The 25,286-nt window shown below is 68.1% G+C and carries 19 protein-coding genes; 16 read left to right on the top strand and 3 right to left on the bottom strand.

Going from position 1 to position 25,286, the window contains the following annotated elements; translation table 11 throughout:
- Positions 1–72: 72 nt before the first annotated feature.
- Positions 73–846 carry a helix-turn-helix domain-containing protein gene (locus tag AC6RA4_RS02065; RefSeq protein WP_500156915.1) on the bottom strand — a complete coding sequence of 258 codons (774 nt, stop codon included), beginning with the start codon at positions 844–846 and terminating at the stop codon, positions 73–75.
- A 205-nt stretch (positions 847–1,051) separates the two neighbouring features.
- Here AC6RA4_RS02065 and AC6RA4_RS02060 point away from each other — a divergent pair, with 205 nt between their 5' ends.
- Positions 1,052–2,017 (top strand): VOC family protein, encoded by a 966-nt coding sequence (locus AC6RA4_RS02060; protein ID WP_500156913.1) that lies wholly within the window; start codon positions 1,052–1,054, stop codon positions 2,015–2,017.
- The gene (locus tag AC6RA4_RS02055; RefSeq protein WP_500156911.1) at positions 2,014–2,847 is read left to right on the top strand and encodes an acetoacetate decarboxylase family protein; all 834 of its coding nucleotides are present in this window, start codon (positions 2,014–2,016) and stop codon (positions 2,845–2,847) included. Before AC6RA4_RS02060 ends, AC6RA4_RS02055 begins: the two co-directional genes overlap by 4 nt.
- Before the next feature lie 93 nt (positions 2,848–2,940).
- On the opposite strand, the gene AC6RA4_RS02050 is transcribed toward AC6RA4_RS02055, so the two are convergent.
- Positions 2,941–3,630 carry a TetR/AcrR family transcriptional regulator gene (locus AC6RA4_RS02050; RefSeq protein WP_500156909.1) on the bottom strand — a complete coding sequence of 230 codons (690 nt, stop codon included), beginning with the start codon at positions 3,628–3,630 and terminating at the stop codon, positions 2,941–2,943.
- A 163-nt stretch (positions 3,631–3,793) separates the two neighbouring features.
- Here AC6RA4_RS02050 and AC6RA4_RS02045 point away from each other — a divergent pair, with 163 nt between their 5' ends.
- The 8 genes from AC6RA4_RS02045 to AC6RA4_RS02010 all read left to right on the top strand — a co-directional run bounded on the left by AC6RA4_RS02045 (position 3,794) and on the right by AC6RA4_RS02010 (position 16,837).
- Complete coding sequence (locus AC6RA4_RS02045) at positions 3,794–5,893, top strand: hydantoinase/oxoprolinase family protein (RefSeq protein WP_500156907.1); 2,100 nt, start codon at positions 3,794–3,796, stop codon at positions 5,891–5,893.
- Complete coding sequence (locus tag AC6RA4_RS02040) at positions 5,890–7,464, top strand: hydantoinase B/oxoprolinase family protein (protein ID WP_500156905.1); 1,575 nt, start codon at positions 5,890–5,892, stop codon at positions 7,462–7,464. Before AC6RA4_RS02045 ends, AC6RA4_RS02040 begins: the two co-directional genes overlap by 4 nt.
- Before the next feature lie 165 nt (positions 7,465–7,629).
- Positions 7,630–9,741 (top strand): hydantoinase/oxoprolinase family protein, encoded by a 2,112-nt coding sequence (locus AC6RA4_RS02035; RefSeq protein WP_500156903.1) that lies wholly within the window; start codon positions 7,630–7,632, stop codon positions 9,739–9,741.
- Entirely contained in the window at positions 9,738–11,402 is a 1,665-nt protein-coding gene (locus AC6RA4_RS02030; protein ID WP_500156901.1) for a hydantoinase B/oxoprolinase family protein, read from the top strand. The genes AC6RA4_RS02035 and AC6RA4_RS02030 overlap by 4 nt, the downstream gene beginning before the upstream one ends.
- A gap of 427 nt (positions 11,403–11,829) precedes the next feature.
- Entirely contained in the window at positions 11,830–12,963 is a 1,134-nt protein-coding gene (locus AC6RA4_RS02025) for a M20/M25/M40 family metallo-hydrolase (RefSeq protein ID WP_500156899.1), read from the top strand.
- Positions 12,964–13,029: 66 nt separating this feature from the next.
- Positions 13,030–14,094, top strand: a complete 1,065-nt coding sequence (locus AC6RA4_RS02020; protein ID WP_500156897.1) for a phosphotransferase — start codon at positions 13,030–13,032, stop codon at positions 14,092–14,094.
- A 33-nt stretch (positions 14,095–14,127) separates the two neighbouring features.
- Positions 14,128–15,480, top strand: a complete 1,353-nt coding sequence (locus tag AC6RA4_RS02015; protein ID WP_500156895.1) for an aspartate aminotransferase family protein — start codon at positions 14,128–14,130, stop codon at positions 15,478–15,480.
- Positions 15,481–15,553: 73 nt separating this feature from the next.
- Positions 15,554–16,837, top strand: a complete 1,284-nt coding sequence (locus AC6RA4_RS02010; RefSeq protein WP_500156893.1) for an ArgE/DapE family deacylase — start codon at positions 15,554–15,556, stop codon at positions 16,835–16,837.
- A 132-nt stretch (positions 16,838–16,969) separates the two neighbouring features.
- Here the strand turns inward: AC6RA4_RS02010 and AC6RA4_RS02005 are convergent, their stop codons facing one another.
- The gene (locus tag AC6RA4_RS02005; RefSeq protein WP_500156891.1) at positions 16,970–17,137 is read right to left on the bottom strand and encodes a hypothetical protein; all 168 of its coding nucleotides are present in this window, start codon (positions 17,135–17,137) and stop codon (positions 16,970–16,972) included.
- Positions 17,138–17,151: 14 nt separating this feature from the next.
- Here AC6RA4_RS02005 and AC6RA4_RS02000 point away from each other — a divergent pair, with 14 nt between their 5' ends.
- The 6 genes from AC6RA4_RS02000 to AC6RA4_RS01975 form a co-directional block, all read left to right on the top strand.
- On the top strand, positions 17,152–18,741 hold the full coding sequence (locus AC6RA4_RS02000) for an ABC transporter substrate-binding protein (protein WP_500156889.1): 1,590 nt from the start codon (positions 17,152–17,154) through the stop codon (positions 18,739–18,741).
- A gap of 7 nt (positions 18,742–18,748) precedes the next feature.
- Positions 18,749–19,690, top strand: coding sequence for an ABC transporter permease (locus AC6RA4_RS01995; protein ID WP_500156887.1), 942 nt, complete (start codon positions 18,749–18,751; stop codon positions 19,688–19,690).
- 87 nt (positions 19,691–19,777) lie between these two features.
- A complete protein-coding gene (locus AC6RA4_RS01990; RefSeq protein WP_500156885.1) occupies positions 19,778–20,695 on the top strand; it encodes an ABC transporter permease in 918 nt (305 codons plus the stop codon).
- A 17-nt stretch (positions 20,696–20,712) separates the two neighbouring features.
- Positions 20,713–22,365 carry a dipeptide ABC transporter ATP-binding protein gene (locus AC6RA4_RS01985; protein WP_500156883.1) on the top strand — a complete coding sequence of 551 codons (1,653 nt, stop codon included), beginning with the start codon at positions 20,713–20,715 and terminating at the stop codon, positions 22,363–22,365.
- Positions 22,366–22,396: 31 nt separating this feature from the next.
- Entirely contained in the window at positions 22,397–23,920 is a 1,524-nt protein-coding gene (locus AC6RA4_RS01980) for a M81 family metallopeptidase (protein ID WP_500156881.1), read from the top strand.
- A gap of 94 nt (positions 23,921–24,014) precedes the next feature.
- Positions 24,015–25,286 (top strand): gamma-glutamyltransferase (locus AC6RA4_RS01975; RefSeq protein ID WP_500156879.1); only part of this gene is annotated, 1,272 nt, incomplete at its 3' end.

The raw sequence follows: 25,286 nt of genomic DNA, 5'->3' as shown, positions 1-25,286 counted from the left end.
ACGCCGGTTGCGTCCGCAGAGTGAACGGCAGCCTCGTCGCGCTCTGGCCGGTCGGTCAAGCCGGGACGCGGTTCAGTCGGGCTCTTTGGCGATCAGCGCCTCGATCCGGTCGCAGCTCTGGCGCAGTTTGCGACCGAACTTCCGCGCCAGCTCCTCGAGCGAGACGGCGGTCTTCAGGCTGGTCACCGTGAGGCAGGCGATGGGCCGCCCGCGCTTCATCACCGGCATCGAGATCGAGACGGTGTTGGGGCGCCATTCCTCGGTGCGGAAGCCATAGCCGCGCTCGTGGGTCAGCTGGATGATCTTGGACAGAAAACGCGCGTCTTGGGCGAGGTGATGCTCGGGCTTGTCGGTCTTGCGCATGTTGTCGAGGATCTCCTCGCGCTCCGCCTCCGGGCAATAGGAGAGGTAGGCGCGCCCGCCGGCGGTCATCAGCATCGGGAGCTTCTTGCCGATCATTGAGACGTCGAAGGAGAACGGGCTGAACTTGTGGGTCGACTGGCGGACCTGCATCGAATCCTCGGACAGGGTCACGAGGTCGATGGGCCAGAGGATCTGGGTGCCGAGGCGCATCATCTCGGGCATCGCGATCTGGCCGACCCAGGCCTTGTCGAGATAGCCGCAGCTCAGCAGGTTGCAGCGCAGCGTCGGGTGCCAGGCACCGTCGGATTTCGACTGCTGCACGAAGCCCTGCGCCTCCAGCGTCTCGAGCAGACGGAACACCGTGGGCCGCGACAGCCCGCAGTAATCCGCCACCTCCTGCGTGCGCATCCCGTCCTTCTCGTTGATCGCCTCGAGGATCACCAGCCCGCGCTCGAGCGCGCGGACCGCCTTGTAGACCGTCATGATGTCTCCCCCCCTTCCGCGCCGCATTGCCCCCCCGCACGCGCAGGCCGCACCTGCCGTCGCGAGACCCTGCCATAGGAGCCCGGTCGGGCCGATGCCGCAATCGGATTCGTTCACGTGGTGAACGCTGCGCGCGATGGAATTGGCCTCGGCGCAGCGATGCCGTCTGCTGTCGCGAATGCAGCCATCGGTACGGGAGGACGCAATGGAAATCACTTCGCTGGGCTATATAGGGATCAATTCGACGCGGGTCGAGGATTGGTCGCGCTATGCGACGGGGCTTCTGGGGATGCAGCTTGTCGATCGCGGGGCGCAGGTCCGCGCCTTCCGGATGGACGACCGCAACCAGCGCCTGGTGGTCACCGGGGCCGAGGATGACGGGCTGGGCTTTATGGGCTGGGAGGTGGCCGACGCGGCGGCGCTCGACCGTCTGGCCTCGCGGCTGGAGAACGCGGGCGTCGCGGTGGAGGTCGCCGGACAGGCGCTCTGCGACGAGCGTTTCGTCACCCAGATGATCCGCTTTCGCGACCCCGAGGGCAACGTGATCGAGGTCTTCCAAGGCCCGCAGGTCACCTCGGACCCGTTCGAACCGGGCCGCAGCATCAGCGGGTTCAAGACCGGCGCGCTCGGGATGGGGCACGCGGTTCTGAAGGCCGCCAATGTCGACGCGCTGATCCCGTTCTATGTCGATCTGCTGGGCTTCAGGATCTCGGACTACATCCGCACGCCGTTTCCGATCTACTTCTTCCACTGCAATTCGCGCCACCACTCCTTTGCCATGGCCGGGGTCGGGGCGCAGGGCTTCCACCACTTCATGGTCGAGTACCAGATGCTCGACGATGTGGGGCAGGGGCACGATCTCGCGCAGCAGGAGGACGGGCGGCTGGCCTTTACCCTCGGGCGCCACACCAACGATTACATGCAAAGCTTCTACACCCATTCGCCCTCGGGCTTTTTCATCGAGAGCGGCTTTGGCGGTCTGCTGATCGACGAGCAGAGCTGGGAGCCCTACGAGATGCATGACGGCCCCAGCCTCTGGGGGCACGACCGGCTTTACATGGAGGACGGTCCGCGCCGGAAGCTGGAAGAGCAGCGCCTCAATCTGGCGCGCCGGGGAGGCCGGGCGCCGAACTGCCCGTGGATGACGAGCATGATGGAGGCGGCGGAATGAGCTTCGTCTTCGATCCCGAGGCGCGCTACCGCATGCCGGTGCTCTTCGGCCCCACGGTGGGGCCCCGGCAGGGGCCGGCGGGCGAGACCTTCGACGGCAGCGACGCGCCCTTCACAGTGACGAGCCTGCGCTTCCTGTCGGATCGCGCGGCGCTTGAGGCGCTGCTGCCGCACGGTTTCGCGCTTGCGGGAGACCCGGTCGTCACGGTCGAGCACACCATCCTGCACGATCTCGCCTGGCTGGCCGGGCGGTCCTATTCGATGCTTGGGGTCAAGCTGCCGGTGAGCTTCGACGGCGCATCGGAACGCCTGACCGGCGCGCTTCTCACCGTGCTGTGGGAGAACCGCCCCGAGCCGATCCTGAGCGGCCGTGAGGAGCTGGGCTTCAACAAGCTCTACTGCGAATTGCCCGAGCCGATGACCGTCGCGGACACGCGGGTCTGCCGGGCAAGCTGGGACGGCCACGCGTTCTTCCATCTGACCCTTTCGGGCCTGACGGATGCGGAGCCGCCGAAACCCGCCCCGACGGACGGGGTGTTTCACTATGCGTATATGCCGCCGATGGGGCAGGACACTCCGCACGAGGCGCGCACCCGCGTGATGCTGAGCCCGTCCCCGAAGACCGCAAGCCGGATCGAGCTTTTCCAGACCGGCACCGCCGAGTTCGCCTTCAACGGCGCGACATTCGAGCAGATGCCGACGATGTTCCACATCGTCAACGTGCTGGCCGCGCTGCCGGTGCTGGAGATGCGAGGGGCCTCCCTCCTCAAGGCGCGCGGCAAGGGCGCACTTCGCGACCAGCGCATGGTGAGGCAGAAGGGGCAGGGCTGACCGGGGCGCGATGCCAAATCACGCGTTCCGGTCGGAGCCGGCGAAAGAGCGACGGTCTCGGCGGTAGGCGGAGCGCAGGCCGGCCCCCGGTCTTCAGATCTGCTCTTCTGGCAGGCCAACGTCCCGGGCGAAGCCGAGGACCGTGCGTTTGATAAGCGCCTTGCGTGCCGCGATCTCTTCGGGCGCGAGCACATCGACGTCGAAGGTGAAGCCGAAAGTGTAGGACGTGGCCACCGCGTACCAGCATTGCGACGACACCAGCGTATAAAGGTCGACCGGGTCGATCCCCGGCCGGAACACGCCTTTCCCGACGCCGTTCTCGATGATGCCGCGGTAGCGGTCAATCAGGTCGGAGACGCGCAGGCTGCCTCGGTCGAGCGTGCGGATATGCGCACCCCGGTGCAGGTTCTCGATCCCGATCAGGATCAGGAAGTCCGGGTGCTCGACATAGTAGGAGAGGGTGAAGGAGACGATCTGGTCGATCGCCTCGATCGGATCGCTTGACAGTGCGAGGGCGCTCTCGCCCTTGCGCATCTCGGCATAGGCCGCGTTCAGCACCATGCGGTAGAGCTGCTCGCGGCTGCCGAAATGGCGGTAGACCAACGCCTTGTTCACGCCCGCCTCGGCGGCGATGGCCTCCATCCGCGTGCCCTCGAGCCCGTTCGCGACGAACTGGCTGCGCGCCGCGTCGAGGATGCGCGCACGGGTCGCCTCGCTGCGCTGCTTGTGCGTCGGCGCGGCGGTCTCGCTCCCCGGCTGCTGCGGTTTCGTCTCTGTGCTCATCCTGCCGCCTTCCTCGATGCCGAAATCCTAGCCGTTTCGGATGGCCCCGGCCATATGCCCCCCGGGTTCCGTCGCAATGCATCCTCTGGGGAAAATTTTGTTCTTGACGGGAATCGGACTTCTCCGATCTATAACTGTAACGATACCGTTACAGGAGAATCCCATGACTGTCGAGCAGAGGGTGCGGGTGGCGTCGGACGTGGGGGGTACATTCACCGACAGCATCGCCTACGATTCCGCGAGCCGCCGGATCACCGTCTCGAAGGTGTCGACCACGCCGGAAAACCGTGCGCTCGGAACCGCCGAAGGCCTGAAGACGGCGCTCGCGCTGCAGGGGGCGACCGGGCGGGATGTCTCTTATATCGGCCACGGCATGACCACCGCGACCAACGCGGTGATCCAGCGCAATGGCGCGCGCACCGCCTTTCTGACCAATCGCGGGTTCCGCGACCTGCTGCTGATCGGGCGCCAGAACCGCCCGACGCTTTTCGACATCACCGTGGTGCGCCCCGAGCAGCTTGTCCCGCGCGAGCTGTGTTTCACCGCCGGCGGGCGGCTCGACTACGCCGGGCAGGAGATCGAGGCCCTGAACGAGGATGACGTCCGCGCGGCGGCGCGCGCCATGGCGGCGGCGGGGGTCGAGGCGGTGGGCATCCTGTTCCTGCACGCCTACGCCAACCCGGCGCATGAGCGCCGCGCGCGCGAGATCCTCGCCGAGGAGCTGCCCGGGGTCGCGATCTGCGCCTCGACCGAGATCAACTCGGAGTTTCGCGAATACGAGCGCGCCAGCACCACGGTGCTGAACGCCTACCTGCGCCCGGTGATGGAAACCTATCTGCGCACGCTCTCGGGCATCCTGCAGGATCCCGAGGCGGGGCTCGGCGTCGGCGATGAGCGCCCGGTCATGGTGATGGATGCGGCGGGCGGGCTGATGAGCCTCGACAGCGCCCGCGAAAAGCCTGTGCACACGGTGCTTTCCGGGCCCGCGGGCGGGGTCGTGGCCGCCGCGCATGTGGCCGGAGAGGCGGGCATTCCCGACATCATCACCATGGATATCGGCGGCACCTCGACCGATATCAGCCTGATCCGCGACGGTGTCCCCGAGATTACCCGCAGCGCCTCGCTCGAGACGGTGCCGATCCAGCTCCCGGTGATCGATATCAACGCCATCGGGGCAGGGGGCGGCTCGATCGCGTGGATCGACGAGGGCGGCGCGCTGCGCGTCGGGCCGATGAGCGCCGAGGCGGTGCCGGGGCCGGTCTGCTATGGCCGGGGCGGCGACCGCCCCACCGTCACCGACGCCAATATCGTGCTCGGGCGCTTCGACGGCAGCTCGCGGCTTGGCGGCACGCTCGAGCTCGACGTGACCGGCGCCGCGCGGGTGATCGAGCGCGACATCGCAGTGCCGCTAGGGCTGAGCCTCGAAGAGGCGGCGGCGGGCATCCTGCGGGTGGCGCATGCCAATATCGTGCGCGGCATCCGCGTGGTCTCGGTCGAGCGCGGCTACGACCCGCGCGATTTCGCGCTGGTGCCCTTCGGCGGCGCCGGGCCGATGCATGGCAGCCCGGTTGCGCGCGACCTCAAGATGCCGAGCGTCATGGTGCCGCCGACGCCGGGCATTCTCTGCGCGCTTGGTCAGCTGATCTCGGACCTGCGGCACGATTTCGTCGAAACCCATGTGGCCGCCTTCGCCGATCTCGGCGAGGCCGGTGCGCGCGCCCTGATCGAGCGGCTGGTGCAGCGTGCGACCGGGCATCTCGCCGCCGATGGCGTGCCCGAGGACCGGCGGGTCTTCGAGATCCGGCTCGACCTGCGCTATGACGGCCAGAGCTTTGCCCTGCCCATCGCCGCCGACCCGGCGCAGCCGGGCTGGTGGGAGGCGCTGCCCGAGGCGTTCAACGCGGCGCATCTGGCCCGCTTCGGCCATGCCGACCCGAGCGCGCCGCTCGAGGTGGTGGGGGTCAACGTCACCGGCATCGGCCGCATCGACAAGCCGGCGCTGCCCGAGCTGCCCGAGGGCACCGGCACGCCCGCCGAAGACGCCCTGCGCGGCACCCGGCGGATCTATTTCGAACCGGGCGACGGCGGCGGCGAGGGCGCCTGGCACGAAGCCCGGGTCTGGGCGCGCGACGGGCTCAGGGCCGGCGACGTGATCGCGGGGCCCGCGGCCATCGAGGAGGTCTCCTCCACCACCATCCTTTATCCCGGCGACCGCGCGACGGTGCACGGCTCGGGAAGCATTCTCGTGGAGGTCGCGGAATGAGCGGTTTCGATCCGATCCGGCTGGAAGTGCTGCGCAACGCGCTCGAGGCGACGGCGCAGGAAATGGGCTCGGTGCTGAAGCTCACCTCCTTCTCGCCCAACATCAAGGAGCGCATGGATGCCTCCTGCGCGATCTTCACCGCCGATGCCGAGCTGGTGGCGCAGGCCGAGCACGTGCCGGTGCACCTTGGCTCGATGCTGCGGGCGGTGGGGCCGACGCTCGAGCGCACGGGCGCGCTTGCCGAGGGCGACGTGGTCATCGTCAACGACCCTTACGTGGGCGGCGCGCACCTGCCCGACATCACGCTCATCGCGCCGGTCTTCATCGACGGGCGGCGGGTGGCGCATGTGGCGACGCGGGCGCACCATTCCGACGTTGGCGGGATGGAGCCGGGCTCGATGCCGGGCCGCTCCACCGAGATCTTTCAGGAAGGCCTGATCATCCCGCCGGTGCGGCTCTACCGGGCCGGGGTGTTGCAGGACGACATCCTCGAGATGGTGCTGGCCAATGTCCGCACCCCGGAAGAACGACGGGGCGATCTCAACGCCCAGCTCGCGGCGCTCCGGATCGGGGCGCGGCGCATGGGCGAGCTGGCCGAACGCTTCGGCGCCGAGACACTCGAACAGGGGCTTGGCGCGATCCTCGACTATACCGAGCGACGGATGCGGGCGCGGATGGCAGAGCTGCCCAAGGGCGTGTGGTCCGCCGAGGATTGCCTCGACAGCGACGGCTCGTCGGACGAGCCGGTGTGGATCCGGGTGAAGGTCGAGCTGACCGGCGACCGGGTGCTGTTCGATTTCGCCGGCACCTCGCCGCAGGTGCGCGGCAACGTCAACGCGGTGGCCCCGATGTGCTGGTCGGCCACGTTCTATTGTCTCAAGCTGCTGACCGACGCGAGCTTGCCGCCCAATGCCGGCGTGCTGCGCCCGGTGACGGTCGACATTCCCAAGGGCAGCTTCCTTGACGCGCAGCGCCCGGCGGCGGTCTGCGCGGGCAACACCGAGACCACGCAGCGGCTCGCCGACACCATCCTGCGCGCCTTTGCCCAGATCGCGCCCGAGCGCATCGCGGCGGCCTCGAACGGCACGATGAACCTGATCGGCATCGGCGGCACCGATCCGCGCAACGGCCGGCCCTACACCTATATCGAGACCTCGGGCGGCGGGCAGGGCGGGCGCCCCATGGGTCCGGGCATGTCGGGGGTGCACGCCAACATGTCCAACACCCTCAATACGCCCATCGAGGCGCTCGAGATCAGCTACCCGCTGCGCTGCCTGCGCTACGAACTGCGCGAGGGCACCGGCGGCGAGGGGCGGCATCGCGGTGGCGATGGCGTGGTGCGCGCGATCCAGATCGTCGGCCACGACGCGCGGGTCTCGCTGCAGACCGACCGGCGGGCCTTTGCGCCCTACGGGCTGCACGGCGGGGCCGACGGGGCGCCCGGGCGCAACGCCACGATGACCCGGGACGGCAAGCTCGAGCTGCAGCCCGCCAAGGGCTCGCTCACGCTCGGCGACGGCGAAGCGGTGATCCTCGAGACGCCGGGCGGCGGGGGCTGGGGCGATGCCTGACGCCCGCCCGATCATCACAGGGCCCGGCGCGTCGTCCGCCGCGCCCGGACATGCCAGTCCACCGCAGGTGCAGGACGGCCCGCCCGCTCTGCGCCCTCATCATCATCTTTCACGCGCCGGGCGGGGCCGTCTTCCCCGCCGGCCAGTTGCCGGGGATCACCCATCGTGACCGAAAAGCTTCGTATCGCCGCGGATATCGGCGGCACCTTCACCGATGTGGCGCTCATCCGCGCCGACGGGACCATCGCCACCCGCAAGGTCTCCTCGACCCCGGACGACTACGCCCGGGGCGTGGCCGAGGGCATCCTCGAGCTGGTCGAGGTCGAGTCCCTGTCGCCGGACGAGATCGGCGAGGTCATGCATGCCTGCACCGTCGCCACCAACGCCATTCTCGAGGGCAAGGGCGCGAAGACCGCGCTGATCACCACCGAGGGCTTCCGCGACGTGCTCGAGATGCGCCGCATCCGGGTGCCGCGGCTCTACGATCCGCTCTACGAGAAGCCGCCCGCACTGTCGCCGCGCAAGTGGCGCTACGAGGTGACCGAGCGGCTCGACCACAAGGGCAACGTGCTGACCGCGCTCGACGAGAACAGCGTGCTCGCGGCGATCGAGCAGATCCGCGACAGCGGCGTCGAGGCGGTGGCGGTCTGCCTGCTGCATTCCTACGCCAACCCCGCGCATGAGCGGCGCATCGGGGCGCTCCTGGCCGAGCACCTGCCGGGCATCTATGTCTCGCTTTCGGTCGACGTGCTGCCCGAGATCCGCGAGTACGAGCGCACCTCTACCACGGTGATCAACTCGTTCGTCGGCCCCCCGGTGAAGACCTATCTCGACTCGCTGCGCGACCGGCTGGCGGCGGCCAGACTGCCCTCGCAGTTCTTCATGATGCACTCGGCCGGCGGCATCGTCGACAGCCGCACCGTGGTCGCCAAGCCCGCGCAGATCGTCGAATGCGGCCCCGCCGCCGGCGTGATCGGGGCGCGGGCGGTGATGCTCGAGGCGGGCTTTGCCGATGCCATCACCTTCGACATGGGCGGGACCACCGCCAAGGCCTCGCTGATCGAAGGCGGCGCCCTGATCCGGGCCGACGATTACGAGGTCGGCGGAGGCATCTCGCTGTCGTCGAAGCTCGCCAAGGGGGGCGGCTACGCCCTCAAGCTGCCGGTGATCGACATCTCGGAGGTCGGTGCGGGCGGCGGCTCCATCGTCTGGCAGGACCGGGCGGGCGCGCTCAAGGTCGGGCCGCACAGCGCCGGGGCCTATCCCGGTCCCGCCTGCTATGGCACCGGCGGCACCGAACCCACGGTGACCGATGCCAACATGGTGCTGGGCTTCCTCAACCCCGAGGCGCTGGCCGGCGGTGCCGTGCCGGTCAACCCCGAGCTCAGCCGCGCGGCGCTCGAGCGCGTCGTGGCGGGCCCCATGGGGATCGATCTCGACCACGCGGCCCACGGCGTGCACGAGCTGGTATCGACCGTGATGACCCGCGCGGTGAAATCGGTGACCACTTTCCGCGGCCTCGACCCGCGCGACTTCGCGATGATCGCCTTCGGCGGCAATGGCGGCATCCACTCGGTGTCGCTGGCGCGCTCGCTCGGGGTGCGCACGGTGATCGTGCCGCCGGGCGCGGGCGTGCTCTCGGCGCTGGGGCTGCTCTATGCCGATATCGAGACCTCGGCCTCGGCGGCGCTGTTGCAGCGGCTCGACGCGGTGGCGCCCGGCGCGGTGGCCGAGGGCTTTGCCGCGCTCGCCGCGCAGACTGCCGCCGAGCTCGGCCGCGAGATCGACACCGTCGAGCTGATCCACGAGGCCGATTTCCGCTACCGCGGGCAGGCCTTCGAGCTGACGCTGCCCTTCGAAGGCGGGCTGGCGCTGACCCCCGAGGCAATTGCCGCCGCGCGGGAGGAATTCGACGCGGCGCATGAGCGCTCCTACGGCTACCGTCTGGCCGAGACCCCGGTCGAGATCGTCAGTCTGCGCGTCACCGCGCGGGTGCAGAAAGGCGCGGGCAGCCTGCCCGAGTATCGACGCCGCGAGGCCGCGCCGGAACGGCGCCGCAGCGTCTATTTCGGCCCCGAATGGGGGCGCCTCGACACCGCCGTGATCGACCGCGCGGCGCTGCTGGCGGGCCCCCGTCGGGGCCCCGCGATCATCGAGGAATACGAGGGCACCACCATCGTGCCGCCGGACTGCTCCGCGGCGCTCGACGCCAAGGGCAACATCATCGTCACCCTGCCGGTGGCGGCAGAGATCTCTGAGAAGGAGGCCGCGGAATGAGCCGGATCGACCCCATCCGCCTGGAGGTGATGAAAAACGCCTTCGACGCCATCGCCGACGAAATGGCGCTGATGCTTATGCGCGCGGCCTATTCGCCCATCGTGCGCGACAGCATGGACTACTCGACCGCGCTTTGCGACGCCGACGGCCAGACGCTGGCGCAGGGCGTGACCACGCCGATGCACCTCGGCAGCTTCTACGACGCGATGCAGCACCTGATGCAGCGCTACGCCGGCGACATCCACCCGGGCGATGTCTTCATCGGCAACGACCCCTACGTGGCCGCGGGCCAGCACCTGCCCGACATCTACATCGTCGAGCCGATCTTTCACCAGGACCGGCTCGTCGCCTGGACGACGACGCTGGCGCACCATGCCGACGTTGGCGGCATCGTGCCCGGCTCCAACGCGCTCGGGGCCGAGGAGATCTTTCAGGAAGGGCTGCGGCTGCCGTTCCTCAAGCTCTACGAGCGGGGCGTGATGAACGCCGCGATCTGGGAGATCGTCGGCCTCAACGTCCGCGTCCCCGAGATGGTGCATGGCGACCTGCGCGCCCAGATGGCGGCAAGCCACGCCGGGCGGCGGTCGTTCCTCGAGCTGGTGGCGCGGCACGGCATCGACGACGTGCTGGCCTGCGCGCACGAGCTGCACGATTATGCCGAGCGCCTCGGCCGGGCCGAGATCCGCGACCTGCCGAACGGCACCTACCACTTCACCGACCATCTCGATGGCCTGGGCGAGACCCCCGAGCCGATCGTCATCCAGATCGCGCTGACCATCCACGACGACACCATCAGCGTCGATTTCGCAGGCTCCTCGCCGCAGGTGAAGGGGGGCGTCAACACGCCGATCCCGTTCACCAAGGCCTCGGTCTACACCGCGCTGCGCTCGGTGATGCTGTCCGACATTCCCAACTGCCACGGCTTCGAGCGGGTGGTGACGGTGACCGCGCCCAAGGGCACGGTGGTGAACTCGGTGCACCCGGCGCCCTGCGGCGCGCGCGGCATCACCGGCTACCGCATCATCGACGCCATGTTCGGCGCGCTGGCGCAGGCCCTGCCCGACCGGGTGACGGCGGATGGCATGGGCGGCTCGACGGTGCCGACCTTCGCGGGCTACGAGGACGGGCGCGCCTTCGTCTTCTCGGAAACCGTGATGGGGACGTGGGGCGCGACCTCGGCCCATGACGGGCAGGTGGGGGTGCCGCATATGGGCGCCAACCAGGCCAATGTGCCGGTCGAGATGATCGAGGCCTCCTACCCGCTGCGCATCCGCCGCTATGGCATCGTGCAGGACACCGGCGGGGCCGGACGCCATCGCGGTGGGCCGTCCTTCATCCGCGAATACGAGTATCTCGGCGAGACCGACGGCGTGCTGTCGCTGCGCTCGGACAAGCGCGATTTCCTGCCGCACGGGCTTTATGGCGGTGCCGAGGGCTCTGGGCCGGTCAACCTGCTGATCCGCGACGGCGTCGAGACCGAGCTGCCGGTGCTCGTGACCCAGCCCTACACGATGAAGAAGGGCGACATCTTCCGCCACATCTCGCCTTCGGGCGGTGGCTTCGGCCCGGCGGCGGACAGACCGGACGCCGAGGTGCGTGCGGACGTCCAAGCGGGGCTCCTCTCGGACGAGATGGCCAGACGGGATTACGGTCTGGGCTGAGCCCCGCGCAACTGCCGGAGCAAGGCGCTCTTTAGCGGGCCTCAGGACCGGAAGCTGCGCAGGCGCGGTCCGGGGGCTCGCCGATTGGCGGCTTGGTGGTGCATCCGCGGCTCACACTTCGTGTGTGCGAAAGCGGGCGGGAAGCTGACAAGGCCCGCCGCGCCACCCAGCAAGGATGGCCGGTTGAGATGCCCGATCTTTCGGCGCCACCGGCCTTTCCGGCCGCGCGGGCGTTTAAAAAGCGGATTCTTTGGATTGACGACAATCGTCATTCGTCATTTCTAGGGGCAAGACCGCGTCCGGAGCGGCCCGCTCCGGCATGTCCGGCGGACCGGGGAGGGGATGGCGGCCTCCGGCAGCTTCGATCCCGCCGGTGATGCAGACCCAACGGGCCGACACACGGCGCCGCCAGAAAAGGAACGTGCTGATGCTCCCCGAACTCGATTTCAACGCCGACGAGATCGTCGCGGGCCTGAAGCCCTGGATTGAATGCGAGAGCCCGAGCTACGACGCCGCGGCGCTGGCGCGGATGATGGAACTCGTGGCCTTCGAATGCGCCGCGATCGGCGCCACGATCGAGATCATCCCGGGGCGCATGGGCTGCGGCCCTTCGGTGCGGGCGCGGATGCCGCACCCGGATCAGGGCAAGCCCGGCATCCTTGTCTCGGGGCACATGGATACGGTGCACCCGGTGGGCACGCTGGCCAAGAACCCGTTCCGCATCGAGGGCCGGCGCGCCTACGGCCCCGGCATCATGGACATGAAATCGGGCAATTACATCGCGCTCGAGGCGATGCGCAAGATCGCCGCAAGCGCTCTTCAGACGCCGCTTCCGGTGACCTTTCTGTTCACCCCGGACGAGGAGATCGGCTCGCCCGCGACACGCGAACTCATCGAGGCAGAGGCCCGGGCAAACCGCTACTTCCTCTGCCCCGAGCCGGCGCATGCGGGCAATGCCGTCACCACCGGGCGCTACGCCATCGCGCGCTACGAGATCACCTGCTCGGGCAAGCCGAGCCATGCCGGCGCGGATGTGAAGGGCGGGGTCTCGGCGGTGCGCGAACTGGCGCGCCGTATCCTCGAAATCGAGGAGATGACCACAGAGGACTGCACCTTCTCGGTCAATGATGTCACCTCCGGACAATGGGTCAACTGCGTGCCGAGCTTCGCGCGGGCGCAGGTCCTGTCGATGGCCAAGAAGCAGAGCGATCTCGACGCGGGCGTCGCGCAGATGCTGGCGCTCGCCGGCGAACGTAACGGCGTCGCCTTCACCGTCGAGACCACCGTTCTCCGCCCGGTCTGGGAAAACGAACAGCCCGAGACGATGGCGCTCTATGAAATTGCCAAGGGGCTCGCCGCCGGGATCGGTATGGACCTCCCTTACGTTTCCGCGGGCGGCGGCTCGGACGCGAATTTTTCCGGCGCGCTGCGCATCCCGTCGCTCTGTTCGCTCGGGGTTGCGGGGGCCGGGCTCCATACGCTCGAGGAATATATCGACATCGACAGCATCGTGCCGCGGACCCGGCTTCTGGCCGGGCTGTTCATGACCCTCGGGGCATGACCGCATGATCCACCCGTTTCCGCCGTGCTGCCGCGGCGCCCTCCAGCCTTACCACGACGAGGATAGATGACCGTTCAGAGCCGCGCAGGCTGCGCCATCGACATCGGCGCCCTTTCGACACCGTTCCACTCGATGACCGTCGAGGATGGCGCCGCGCTTGCGCGCGACCTCTACGGTCTCGAGGGGGAGCTCAAGCGCTTTGCGACCGAGAAGGACGATACCTTCCGGCTGACCGCGGCTGACGGCGCGCAATACGTTCTCAAGATCGCCAATCCCGGCGAGAGCCAGGAGGAGATCGACCTTCAGGTCGCGGTTCTGCGCCACCTCGAGGAGGCCGATCCAACGCTGCCGGTGCCGCGCGTCTTCGCCACGCGCGAGGGGGTGCTGTGCCCCGAAATCTCGGATGGCTCGGGCGCTCTCCGGCGCGTTCGCCTGCTGAGCTATCTCGATGGTGTCCTGCTCGACAGCTTCCGGCCCGAGCCTGAGGAGCTGCGCGAGGTCGGGCGCGTCGGGGCGCGGCTGCGGCTTGCGCTGGCCGGTTTCCATCATCCCGCCGCACGACGGGTCACGCCCTGGGACGTGCGGCATCTTCCCGAGCTTGCCATGCTGCTCGACGATATCGAGGACCCGCGCCAGAAGGCGCAGCTCGAGCTGGCCTTCGCGCGCTATCTCGAGCAGATGCCGCGCATCCGGGCGCTGCGGTGCCAGGTGCTGCACAACGATTTCAGCGGCTCCAACCTGCTGCTCGAGCGCGGCACGCCGCCGAAGGTCGCGGGCATCATCGATTTTGGCGACGCGGTCGAGACCGCGATCGCGGTGGACCTGTCCACGGCGATGCTCAACCAGTTGCCGCGGGACGCCGCGCAGAACCCGGTCGAGGATCTGTTTGCGGCGGCAAGGCAGCTTCTGGCGGGCTATCTCGAGGTTGCCGATCTCACCGAAGAGGAGCTGTCCCTCCTGCCGCACCTCGTCCTGGGGCGGATCATCGCCCGGGCGATGATCTCGCTGTGGCGGGCCCGCAGCTTCCCCGAGAATAAGACCTATATCCTGCGCAACACCGAGCAGGGCTGGGCTCAGCTCGACTGGTTCCTTGCCCACAGCCCCGACCAGCTTTCCGACCTTTTTCTCTGACGGCGTCCAGCCTCCACTTCCGAAAGGATCCGCATGTCTTCCTCCATTCCCGCCCGCGGCAAGATGGTGAACGCGTTCAATCCCGACAGCCTCGCCGCGCTCGATCCGCTGCGGCGCGAGGCGATCGAACGCCGCACCCGGCTGCTCGGCCCGGCTTATCGCCTATTCTACCAGGATCCGGTCGAACTGCGCGAAGGCTCGGGCACGCGGCTCTTCGACAGCCAGGGCGAGGAATATCTCGACGCCTATAACAACGTGGTCTCGGTCGGGCATTGCCATCCCAAGGTGATCGAGGCGGTGCACCGCCAGTTGCAGACCCTGTGCACCCACACCCGCTATATCCAGGAAGGCATCCTCGATTATGCCGAGGCGATGCTGCCGACCTTCGGCGGGCGCATCGCGGCAGAGGGGCACATGATGTTCACCTGCACCGGCTCCGAGGCCAACGACCTGGCGATGCGCATCGCCAAGCACTACACCGGGCATGACGGCATCATCATCACGCGCGAGGCCTATCACGGCAATTCCGAGCTCACCGCCGGGTTCTCGGCGTCGCTCGGCGAGGCCTCTCCGCTGGGCACCTGGGTGCGCACCGTGCCCGCGCCCGACAGCTACCGCGCCGATCCCGCCACGCTGGGCCAGAGTATGGCCGAGGCGGTGACCGAGCAGGCCTGGCATCTCAAGCGCAACGGCAACGGGCTCGCGGCGTTCATCGCCGACTCGCTGTTCTCGTCGGACGGCATCTACGCCACGCCCGACGTGCTTGGCCCAGTGGCCGATGCGGTGCGGGCGGCCGGAGGGCTTTTCGTGGCTGACGAAGTCCAGAGCGGCTTTGGGCGCTCCGGCGATGCGTTCTGGGGCTACCAGCGCCACGGGGTCGATCCCGATATCGTCAGCATGGGCAAGCCGATGGGCAATGGCTACCCGGTCGCCGGCCTCGCGCTGGTGCCGGAAATCGTCGAACGGTTTGGCAAGGATACCCGCTATTTCAACACCTTCGGCGGCAACGGCGTGGCGATGGCCGCGGCGCAGGCGGTGTTCGACGTGATCCGCGAGGAAGAGCTGCAGGCGAATTCGAAGCTGCGCGGCGAGCAGATCCAGACCGGCATGCGCAAGCTGGCCGAGCGTTTCGATGTGATCGGAGACGTGCGCGGGGCGGGGCTTTATGTCGGTGTCGAGCTGGTCTCGGACCGCGCGGCAAAGACGCCCGACGCGACTACCGCAAGCGCCATCGTCAACGCGCTGCGCGCCCGCCGGGTGCTGATCTCGGCCACCGGCCCGGACGGCAACATCCTCAAGATCCGTCCGCCGCTGGTGTTCACCGAGGCGGATGTCGCGTGGCTGCTCGCGGCGACCGAAGAGGTCTTGACCGAGATCTGCGCCTGACCCCCTCCGTCGCGCCGGGGGCAGGGCCCTCGCCGCGGCGGTCCCCACCAATTCCACCCGACGAGGACCCGAGATGGCACTGGACGACACCCTTCGCGAAGACATCCTGCGCGCGGTCGAGGCGGGCTTCGCCGAGCAGACCGCCTACCTGAAAAAGCTCGTCTCGTTCCGCTCGCAGCGCGGCGAGGAGTTCGCCATACAGGATTTCCTCTACGCGGATCTTGCGGCGCGCGGCCTCAAGATGGACCGCTTCGAGATGGATGAGGCGGCGCTTACCGCCCATGAGGGCGGGGCGCCGTTCTCCGACGCCCATTCCCGGGCGCCGATCGTGGTCGGCATTCACCACCCGAAGACCCAGACCGGGCGGTCGCTGATCCTGCAGCATCACCTCGACGTGGTGCCGGTCGGTCCGCTCGAGATGTGGGAGCATGACCCCTACGGCGGCGAGATCCGCGACGGGTGGATGTACGGGCGGGGCGCCGGCGACATGAAGGCGGGCGCCTCGGCGAATGTCTTCGCGCTCGAGGCCCTGCGGCGGATCGGGCTCCAACCGGCGGCGCCGGTCTACCTGCAATCGGTGGTCGAGGAGGAGTCCACCGGCAATGGGGCGCTGCAGACCTTCCTGCGCGGCTACACCGCCGACGCCGCGCTGATCCCCGAGCCGGAAGGCGAGAAGCTGGCGCGGGCGAATGTCGGCGTTCTGTGGTTCGAGGTGCTGGTCCGCGGCTACCCGACCCATGTCAGTGAAATGGGAAGCGGCAACAACGCCATCGATTCCGCCTACCGTCTGATCAACGCGCTGCGCGAGGTCGAGCAGCGCTGGAACGACGCGCGCGGCGATCATCCCGAATTGGCCCAGATGGACCACCCCATCAACCTCAATATCGGACGCATCGAGGGCGGCGACTGGGGCTCTTCGGTGCCGGCCTGGTGTCGGTTTCAGGTGCGGGTGTCGATCTACCCGGGTGAAAAGGCGCAGGACAAGCTGGCCGAAATTGTCGGCCACGCCATGTCCTTCGCCCGCAAAGATCCTTTCCTCGCGCAGAATTTGCCGGTCTTCACCCAGAACGGTTTCAATGCCGAGGGCTACGTGCTCGAGCCGGGCTCCGATGCCGAGGCGGTGCTGGGAGAGGCGCATCAAAGCGCCTTCGGATCGGAGCTGCAGGCCGTCATCACGCCGGCCTATCTCGATGCCCGGGTCTACGCGCTCTACAACCGCATTCCGACGCTTTGCTATGGGCCGGAGGCACGGAGCATCCACGGATTCGACGAGGCGGTGAGCCTGGAATCGCTCTGCAAGACGACCCAGTCGATGGCGCTTTTCATCGCCGAGTGGTGTGGCACCGAGCCGGCCTGATCTGCGCCGTGCGCAAGGCAGGGTTGCAAAGCCGCGCCTAGGGCGGCGCCGGGGTCGCGGATAGGCTCTGAAAGGGCTGATCCGCGCGCCTGCTGCTGTGCCCTGCCCATATTGCGGGCAGAATCATCCATCTTAGTGATTGAAAAATATAGTAATTCTACTTTTTAAGCGCTCTGGATCTTTTTGCTGCCGCAGGCCGGCGCTTTGGCGGATTTGAGATTGCCAGGCTTCAAAAGTTCTCCCTATCCTTGTCTTGGCGATTGTCGACAATCGTCCATCGGCAACAAAAAAATCATACATCAGGGAGTTTCCGAATGTTCACCCGTAATGGCCGCTCCGGCTTTGTGAGCGCGGTCGCGCTCGCTCTCGCGCTTGGCGGGGTTTCCGGCACCGCGGCGCAAGCCCAGACCGTCACCGCTGTCATGCACGCGCCGCTGCGTGCCGTGGACCCGGTGATCAGCACCGCCTACATCCTGCGCAACTACGGCTACATGGTTTACGACACGCTTCTGGCGCGCGATTCCGAAGGCACGCCGCAGCCGCAGATGGCGAGCTGGGAGGTCTCCGAGGACGGCAAGACCTACACCTTCACCCTGCGTGACGGTCTGACCTTCCACGATGGCAGCCCGGTGACCGCCGAGGACGCCGTGGCCAGCCTGTCGCGCTGGAGTCAGGTCGACAAGACCGGCCAGGTGATGGCCTCGCTGCTCTCCGAAATGGCCGTGGTCGACGACAAGACCTTCACCCTCAGTTTCGCCGAGCCCACCGGCATTGCGCTGATCGCGCTCTCCAAGCCCTCGGGCCTGGCGCCGTTCATCCTGCCCAAGGCCGCGGCCGAGACCCCGATCAGCGAGCCGATCACCTCGACCATCGGCTCGGGCCCGTTCATGTTCGTGGAAGACGACTACCGCCCGGGCGTCAGCGCCACCTTCGCCAAGTACGAAGATTACGTGCCGCGTGACGAACCCTCCGACGGCATGGCCGGCGGCAAGGTCGTGAAGGTCGATGAAGTGGTCTGGACCACCATGCCCGACCCGATGACCGCGATGAACGCGCTGATGTCCGGCGAGATCGATTTCGTCGAGCAGGTGCCGCCGGACCTCCTGCCGATCATCGAGGGCAACCCCGACATCGCCACCCGCGTGGTCAAGAAGCAGGGCAGCCAGAACCTGGCGCGGATGAACCACACGCTCCCGCCCTTCGACAATCCGAAGATGCGCGAAGCCGTGCTTCTGGCGCTCGGCCAGCAGCCGATGCTCGACGCCCAGGTCGGCGCCGGTTCGCCGAACGGCGCGGCTTGCGCGGCCGTGTTCGGCTGCGGCAGCATCTATGCCGACGACTACCGTGCCGAGGACATCATCGAGGCGCATCCGGAAGAGGCCAAGGCCATCCTCGAGGCCGAGGGCTATGACGGCACGCCGATCATGCTGATGCATGCGACCGACCTGCTGATGCTGAACCCGCAGGGTCCGGTCATCGCGCAGCAGCTGCGCAATGCCGGCTTCGAGGTCGAGATGATGTCGATGGACTGGGCCTCGGTGGTTGCCCGCCGCGCTTCCAAGGCACCGCTCGACGAAGGTGGCTGGAACATGTTCTCGACCACCAACGTGCTGCCGGACGTGGGCAGCCCGATCGGCTTCATCGGCGTCGCCGCCGGCGGCGACTCGGCGTGGTTCGGCTGGCCCGACGTGCCCGAGATCGAAGAGCTGCGCATGAAGATCGCCGAGAGCGCCGATCCCGAGGAGCAGAAGGCCTTTGCTCAGCAGATCGACAAGCTGGTGATCGACAACGGCGTGATGGTGCCGATGGGCGAATTCTACAACACCAGCGCCTACGCGTCCTCGCTCAGCGGTCTGGTCGAGGCCGAAGCGCCGGTGTTCTGGAACGTCGAGAAGGCAGAGTGAGCCGGGCATGCTTGGCTTCGTTGTAAAACGGGTTCTCTCGGCGATCCCGGTGCTGTTCATGGTGGCGGTCATCGTCTTCATGGTGCTGCGCCTGTCGCCGGGCGATCCGGCGGTGATGATCGCCGGCCCGAACGCAACCACCGAGCAGTTGCAGGATCTGCGCGAGAGCATGGGGCTGAACCGCCCCCTGCTCGAGCAGCTCTTCATCTGGCTCGGCGATATCGCCCGCGGCGATTTCGGCGTCTCGCTGGTCTCGGGCAAGGCGGTGACGGAGCTGGTGCTGGACCGGCTCGGACCGACCATCGCACTGTCGATCACCACGATCCTTCTTGCCGTGGCCGTTGCGCTGCCGCTTGGCGTGATTGCCGCGTGGCAGCAGGGCAAATGGCTCGACCGGCTGGTGATGGCGGGCTCGGTGCTGGGCTTCTCGGTGCCGGTCTTCATCATCGGCTACGTGATGATCCTGATCTTCGCGCGGCATCTCGGCTGGTTCCCGGTGCAGGGCTACAAGCCGCTCTCGGACGGGTTCGGCGCCTTTGCCTCGCGGCTGGTGCTGCCGACGGTGGCGCTGAGCTTTCCCTATATCGCGCTGATCGCGCGCATCGTGCGCACCAACGTGATCGAGGTGATGGGCGAGGATTACATCCGCACCGCCCGCGCCAAGGGCCAGACCGAGCGCGGAGTGATGACGGGACACGCGCTGCGCAACGCCGCGGTGCCGATTGTCACCATCATCGGGGTGTCGATCACCATGCTGATCAGCGGCGTCGTGGTGACCGAGTCGGTGTTCAACATCCCCGGCCTCGGGCGGCTCGTGCTCGAGGCGGTGCTGGCGCGTGACTACACGGTGATTCAGGCGGTGATCCTGCTGTTCTCGACCATCTACGTCTTCATCAACCTCGCGGTCGACCTGCTCTACGGGCTCTTCGATCCGCGCATCCGCTACTGAGGCGGCTGTTCCGGCCGGGCGCGTCTTCACCCGGCCGACCAGACCCGAACGACGGGCGCCCGCACGCCCCCCAGACCTGGATACGACATGACATCCGACACCGCCCCTACCACCCCGGCACAGACCGAGCTCGAACTGCCGGACATGGCCGAGGCCCAGAACGACAGCGGCCTCTCCGCGATGATCCGCGCGGTCCTGTCGAGCTGGCCGGCCCGCATCTCGGCCGCCGTGGTCGTGCTGATCGTGGCCATGGCGATCCTCGCGCCGTTCCTCGGAACGGTCGACCCGGTCCTTCTCGATCCGTCGCAACGCCTGCAGGGCAGCTCGGCGGCGCATTGGCTTGGCACCGACAGCTACGGGCGCGACGTCTATTCCCGCGTCGTCTACGGCGCCCGCATCTCGCTCGCCGTGGGAGCCGGCACCGTGGTGATCGCGGTCGCCGCCGGGATCTTCTTCGGCGTGCTGACCGGCTATTTCCGCTGGGCCGACATCATCGTCATGCGTTTCATGGACGGTCTCATGGCGATCCCGGGGATCCTCTTGGCAATCGCGCTCGTGGCGATCTCGGGCGCGACGCTGACCACCGTGCTGATCGCGATCTCGATCCCCGAGATCCCGCGCGTCGCCCGCATGGTGCGCTCGGTCATCATGGGGGTGCGCAGCGAGCCCTATGTCGAGGCCGCCTCGGTGCTCGGCACCGGCGCGCTCAAGATGGTCTGGCGCCACATGCTGCCCAACACCGTCGCGCCGCTGCTGGTGCAGGGCACCTATATCTTCGCCTCGGCGATCATGACGGAATCGATCCTCAGCTTCCTCGGCGCGGGCGTCCCGCCCGAGACGCCCTCCTGGGGCAACATGATGGCCGACGGGAGGGTCTACTTCCTCGTGAAGCCCGAACTCATTCTCTATCCCGGCGTGATGGTGTCGCTGACCGTGCTCAGCGTGAACATGCTGGGAGACGTGCTGCGCGACCGGCTCGACCCGCGCATGGCCAAGCGCCTCTGACGGAAGGACCGAAGCCAATGACGACAGCAAACCAATCCCAAGTCGTCCTCTCCGTCGAGGGCGTGACCATCAACACCCGGCCAGCCGGGCGAAAGCCGATCGTGCGCGACATCTCGTTCGACGTGAAGGAGGGCGAGACGGTCTGCGTGGTGGGCGAATCCGGATCGGGCAAATCCGTGACCTCGATGGCGGTGATGGGGCTTTTGCCGAAAGACGCGCTGCAGGTCACCGAAGGGCGCATTCTGCTCGATGGCGAGGATGTCCTGAAGGTCAGCCCGGCGCGCATGCGCGAGCTGCGCGCCGCCGGTGTGGCAATGGTGTTCCAGGAGCCGATGACGGCGCTGAACCCGGTGAAGACCGTGGGCGAGCAGGTCGACGAGGTGCTGCGGCTGCACACCAAGGACAGCGCGTCGGCGCGCCGCAAGAAAGTGCTCGAGATGATGGAGCGGGTGCACCTGCCCGACGTCGAGCGCATCTACAAGGCCTTCCCGCACGAGCTGTCCGGGGGCCAGCGCCAGCGCATCGTGATCGCCATGGCGCTGATCCTGCGACCGCGCCTGCTGCTCGCGGACGAGCCCACCACCGCGCTCGACGTGACCACGCAGAAGCAGATCCTTTATCTCATCAAGGAGCTTCAGGAGCAGGAGAAGACCGCCGTGGTCTTCGTCACCCATGATTTCGGGGTGGTTTCCGAGATCGCCGACCGCATCGTGGTGATGAACCGTGGTGAGCTGGTCGAGACCGGAACCCGGGACGAGATCCTGACCGCGCCCAGGCAGGACTACACCCGCATGCTGGTCTCGTCGGTGCCGAGCCTGATCCCGCGCTGCACCCCCGTGCAGGGGCAGCCGAAGGTGCTCGAGGTGGTCAAGCTGTTCAAGCGCTACGGCAAGAAGGGGCTGATCTCGGACAAGTCCGTTCTGGCGGCGCAGGAGGTGAGCTTCACCGTCCACAAGGGCGAGATCACCGGCATCATCGGCGAGTCCGGCTCGGGCAAGTCGACGGTGGCGCGCTGCGTCATGCGGCTGACCGATCCCTCGCAGGGCGCGGTCGTCGTGAACGGGCAGGACATCGTGCCGATGCGCCGCCTGCGCGACGTGCGCAAGCAGGTCCAGTACATCTTCCAGGATCCCTACCGCTCGCTCAACCCGCGGCGAACCATCGGGCAATCGCTGATGGAAGGGCTGATCAACTACGGCATCGACGAGGGCGAGGCGCGGCGCCGCGCGGGCGAGACGCTCGAGCTGGTGAACATGCCGGCCTCGGTGATGAACCGCTACCCGCACCAGTTTTCCGGCGGCCAGCGCCAGCGCATCGCCATCGCGCGCGCCGTGGTGATGAAGCCCGACCTGCTGATCGCCGATGAGGCGGTCTCGGCGCTCGACGTGACGGTGCAGGCGCAGGTGTTGCGGCTGCTCGAGGACATCCGCGCCAATACCGGCGTGTCGATCCTGTTCATCACCCATGACCTGCGGGTCGCGGCGCAGATCTGCAACACCGTGGTGGTGATGCAGAAGGGCCGGATCGTGGAGCAGGGGGCGGCGGGCGACGTGCTCGCCAATCCGCGCCACGAGTACACCCGCGCGCTGATCGACGCGGCCCCGGCGCCCGACTGGGATTTCCAGAACTTCCGGCCCGCCACGGCGATGCCGGGCATGGCCCCGGCCTGACCGCGGCACACAACCTCAGGAGCGCCCCGCCATGCGGATCCTTCTCGCCGGCTTCCTTCACGAGACCAACACCTTCGCCGCCAGCCGCGCCGACGAGGCCGCCTTTGCGCATGGCGGAGGCTATCCGCCGCTGTGCTACGGAGACGCCCTGTTCGACGAGTTGGGCCCCGGCGTCAACATGGCCGCCGCCGGCTTAATCGAGGCCGCCTCTGCCGCAGGCGACGAGATCGTGCCCCTGCTCTGGGCCGCCGCCTGCCCCTCGGGCTTCGTCACCCGCGCGACCTACGAGCGTTTCGCCGGGGAGATCGTCGAGGGCATCCGCGCGGCGCTGCCCGCCGATGCGATCTTTCTCGATCTGCACGGCGCAATGGTGGCCGAGCACGCGCCCGACGGCGAAGGCGCGCTGCTCGAGCGGGTGCGCGCGGTTGCCGGGGACGAGATCCCGGTGATCGTCAGCCTCGACCTGCATGCCAACGTCTCGGAGCGCATGGTCGCGCTGTCGGATGCGCTGCTGGCCTTCCGGACCTACCCCCATGTCGACATGGCCGAGACCGGACGCCGGGCGCACGGGCTTCTCAAGCGCCGGGTCGCGCACGGGCGGCCCTTCGAGAAGGCGATGCACCGGATCCCCTATCTCAAGCCGATCTGCTGGCAATCGACGGAAGACGCGCCTGCCAAGGGGCTCTACGAGCGCGTGGCGGCGCTCGAGGGGCCGGGCGGCGCGGTCTCGGTGTCCTACACGATGGGATTCCCGGCCGCCGACATCGCCTGCTGCAGCCCGGTGGTCTGGGCCTATGGCGAGACGCCTGAACAGGCCGCCGCGGCGGCGGACGCGATGAACGCGGCGGTTCTCGCGGCGGAAGAGGCGTTCCGCGGGCCGCTCTACGACGCAGATGCGGCGGTGGCGAAGGCAAGGGCGCTCAATGCCGAGGGCATCCGCCCGGTGATCATCGCCGATGCGCAGGACAATCCCGGTGCCGGCGGCAGCTCGGATACGACGGGGCTTCTGAAGGCACTGGTGGCGCAGGATGCGCAGGGCGCCTGCCTCGGCATCCTCCACGATCCAGAGGCGGCGCGGGCCGCGCACCATGCGGGCGTCGGTGCCGAGATCCGTCTGGCGCTTGGCGGGCGTTCGCCTGCAAAGGGCGACAGCCCGTTCGAGGCGGTGTTCACCGTCGAGGCGATCTCCGATGGCCGGCTCAGGACCTCGGGCCCCTATTACGGCGTGCGCAACATGGAGCTCGGCCTCTCGGCCTGCCTGCGCATCGGCGGCGTGCGCATCGCGGTGGGCTCGCAGGTCACGCAGCTTGCGGACCGCGAGATGTTTCGCTTCCTTGGCATAGAGCCCGAAACCGAGAACATCGTGGTGGTGAAGAGCGCGATCCATTTCCGCGCCGATTTTCGGCCGATCGCCGGAGAGATCCTGACCGCGCTGGCGCCGGGCGAGATGATGATGCGCGCAACCGACTGGACATGGCGTAACCTGCCGGAGGACCTCCGGCTGAGGCCCAACGGCCCGACCGTTGCAGAGATGAGCGCGACGGAACCGGGCTGACCGGGCCCCGGCGCGGCATGCCCGCGACGATTGATGAATACCGGCGCGGCACCGGGACCGGAGCGCCGCGCGACACACTGGCACGAGAAGACCCATGACACAGACCATCACCGACATCCGCTCCCCGAACCTCTCGCGGCGGATCGTGCGATCCAAACCCGCGACACGCAGCGAGGGCGGTATTGTCGTCTCGCAGAACCGGCAGGCGGCGCAGATCGGCAGCGACATCCTCGCCCGTGGCGGCAGCGCGGTCGACGCGGCCATCGCCGTCTCCTTCGCCATCGGCGTGCTCGAGCCGTGGATGAGCGGTGTCGGCGGCGTGGGCGCGATGCTGGTCAAGCCACTGGGCGAGGCGGTGACCGCGATCGACGCGGGCGCCTGCTCACCGGGCAGGCTCGATCCGGCGGATTTCCCGCTCGTCGAGGGCAAGGACGCGGATCTCTTCGGCTGGCCCAACGTGCTCGAGGATCGCAACGTGATCGGAGCGAAGTCGATCTGTATCCCGGGGCTGCTGCGCGGGCTTGAGGTCGCGCATGAGCGCTTCGGCAGGCTGCCCTGGGCCGATCTTCTGGCGCCGGCCATCGCGCTGGCCGAGGCCGGACCGGTCGTCGATGCGCAGACCACCGCCTGGATCGCGCAGGACATGGCGCGGCTGTCGCGCAACCCGGCCTGCGCCGGGATCTTCCTGCCCGGCGGCCTGCCGCTGGCAAGCCCCGCCGCGGTGAGCGGCAAGGTCGCGCGGATGACCAATCCGGCTCTGGTCGGTACGCTGAAGACCCTCGCTGAGAAGGGGCCGTCGGCGCTCTACGAGGGCCCGCTCGCCGAGGCGCTCGCCGAAGATGTCCAGGCGCTTGGCGGCTATCTCTCCGTCGAGGATCTGGCCGGGTTCGAGGCGGTGGCTGCCGAGGCGGCCTCCGAGCCCTACCGCGATCATACCCTGCACATCGTGCCCGAGCTCAATGGCGGTGTGACGGTGGCGCTGGCCATGCGCACGCTCGCGGCGCGCGCCAAGCCGGTCTCGGAGGTGCCGAGCCCGGAGGATGTGCTGGCCGCCTGCGATGCGCTGGACGCGGCATGGACCCACCGGTTCTCGGTGCTGGGCGACGGCGCAGAGCGCCGGCTGCCCTCCTGCACGACCCATTTCAGCGTCGTCGACCGCGACGGCATGACGGTCTCGCTGACCCAGACGCTGCTGTCGCTCTTCGGCTCCGGCGTGGTCTCGCCGCAGACCGGGATCCTGCTCAACAACGGCGTCAACTGGTTCGACCCGCGCCCCGGACGGGTCAACGCGCTGGCGCCCGGCAAGAAGGCGCTGGCGAACTATTCGCCGATGATGATGAGCGGCCCCGGCGAGGACGTGGTTGCG

The organism is Salipiger sp. (assembly GCF_059781815.1).
Note: the sequence above shows the minus strand (reverse complement) of the source record. Positions and strands in the feature narration are given on the sequence as shown.

Coding starts and splice junctions, on each gene's coding strand:
- AC6RA4_RS02065 (WP_500156915.1), bottom strand. CDS start 846: ATGACGGTCTACAAGGCGGTCCGCGCGCTCGAGCGCGGGCTGGTGATC.
- AC6RA4_RS02060 (WP_500156913.1), top strand. CDS start 1,052: ATGGAAATCACTTCGCTGGGCTATATAGGGATCAATTCGACGCGGGTC.
- AC6RA4_RS02055 (WP_500156911.1), top strand. CDS start 2,014: ATGAGCTTCGTCTTCGATCCCGAGGCGCGCTACCGCATGCCGGTGCTC.
- AC6RA4_RS02050 (WP_500156909.1), bottom strand. CDS start 3,630: ATGAGCACAGAGACGAAACCGCAGCAGCCGGGGAGCGAGACCGCCGCG.
- AC6RA4_RS02045 (WP_500156907.1), top strand. CDS start 3,794: ATGACTGTCGAGCAGAGGGTGCGGGTGGCGTCGGACGTGGGGGGTACA.
- AC6RA4_RS02040 (WP_500156905.1), top strand. CDS start 5,890: ATGAGCGGTTTCGATCCGATCCGGCTGGAAGTGCTGCGCAACGCGCTC.
- AC6RA4_RS02030 (WP_500156901.1), top strand. CDS start 9,738: ATGAGCCGGATCGACCCCATCCGCCTGGAGGTGATGAAAAACGCCTTC.
- AC6RA4_RS02025 (WP_500156899.1), top strand. CDS start 11,830: ATGCTCCCCGAACTCGATTTCAACGCCGACGAGATCGTCGCGGGCCTG.
- AC6RA4_RS02020 (WP_500156897.1), top strand. CDS start 13,030: ATGACCGTTCAGAGCCGCGCAGGCTGCGCCATCGACATCGGCGCCCTT.
- AC6RA4_RS02015 (WP_500156895.1), top strand. CDS start 14,128: ATGTCTTCCTCCATTCCCGCCCGCGGCAAGATGGTGAACGCGTTCAAT.
- AC6RA4_RS02010 (WP_500156893.1), top strand. CDS start 15,554: ATGGCACTGGACGACACCCTTCGCGAAGACATCCTGCGCGCGGTCGAG.
- AC6RA4_RS02005 (WP_500156891.1), bottom strand. CDS start 17,137: ATGTATGATTTTTTTGTTGCCGATGGACGATTGTCGACAATCGCCAAG.
- AC6RA4_RS02000 (WP_500156889.1), top strand. CDS start 17,152: ATGTTCACCCGTAATGGCCGCTCCGGCTTTGTGAGCGCGGTCGCGCTC.
- AC6RA4_RS01995 (WP_500156887.1), top strand. CDS start 18,749: ATGCTTGGCTTCGTTGTAAAACGGGTTCTCTCGGCGATCCCGGTGCTG.
- AC6RA4_RS01990 (WP_500156885.1), top strand. CDS start 19,778: ATGACATCCGACACCGCCCCTACCACCCCGGCACAGACCGAGCTCGAA.
- AC6RA4_RS01985 (WP_500156883.1), top strand. CDS start 20,713: ATGACGACAGCAAACCAATCCCAAGTCGTCCTCTCCGTCGAGGGCGTG.
- AC6RA4_RS01980 (WP_500156881.1), top strand. CDS start 22,397: ATGCGGATCCTTCTCGCCGGCTTCCTTCACGAGACCAACACCTTCGCC.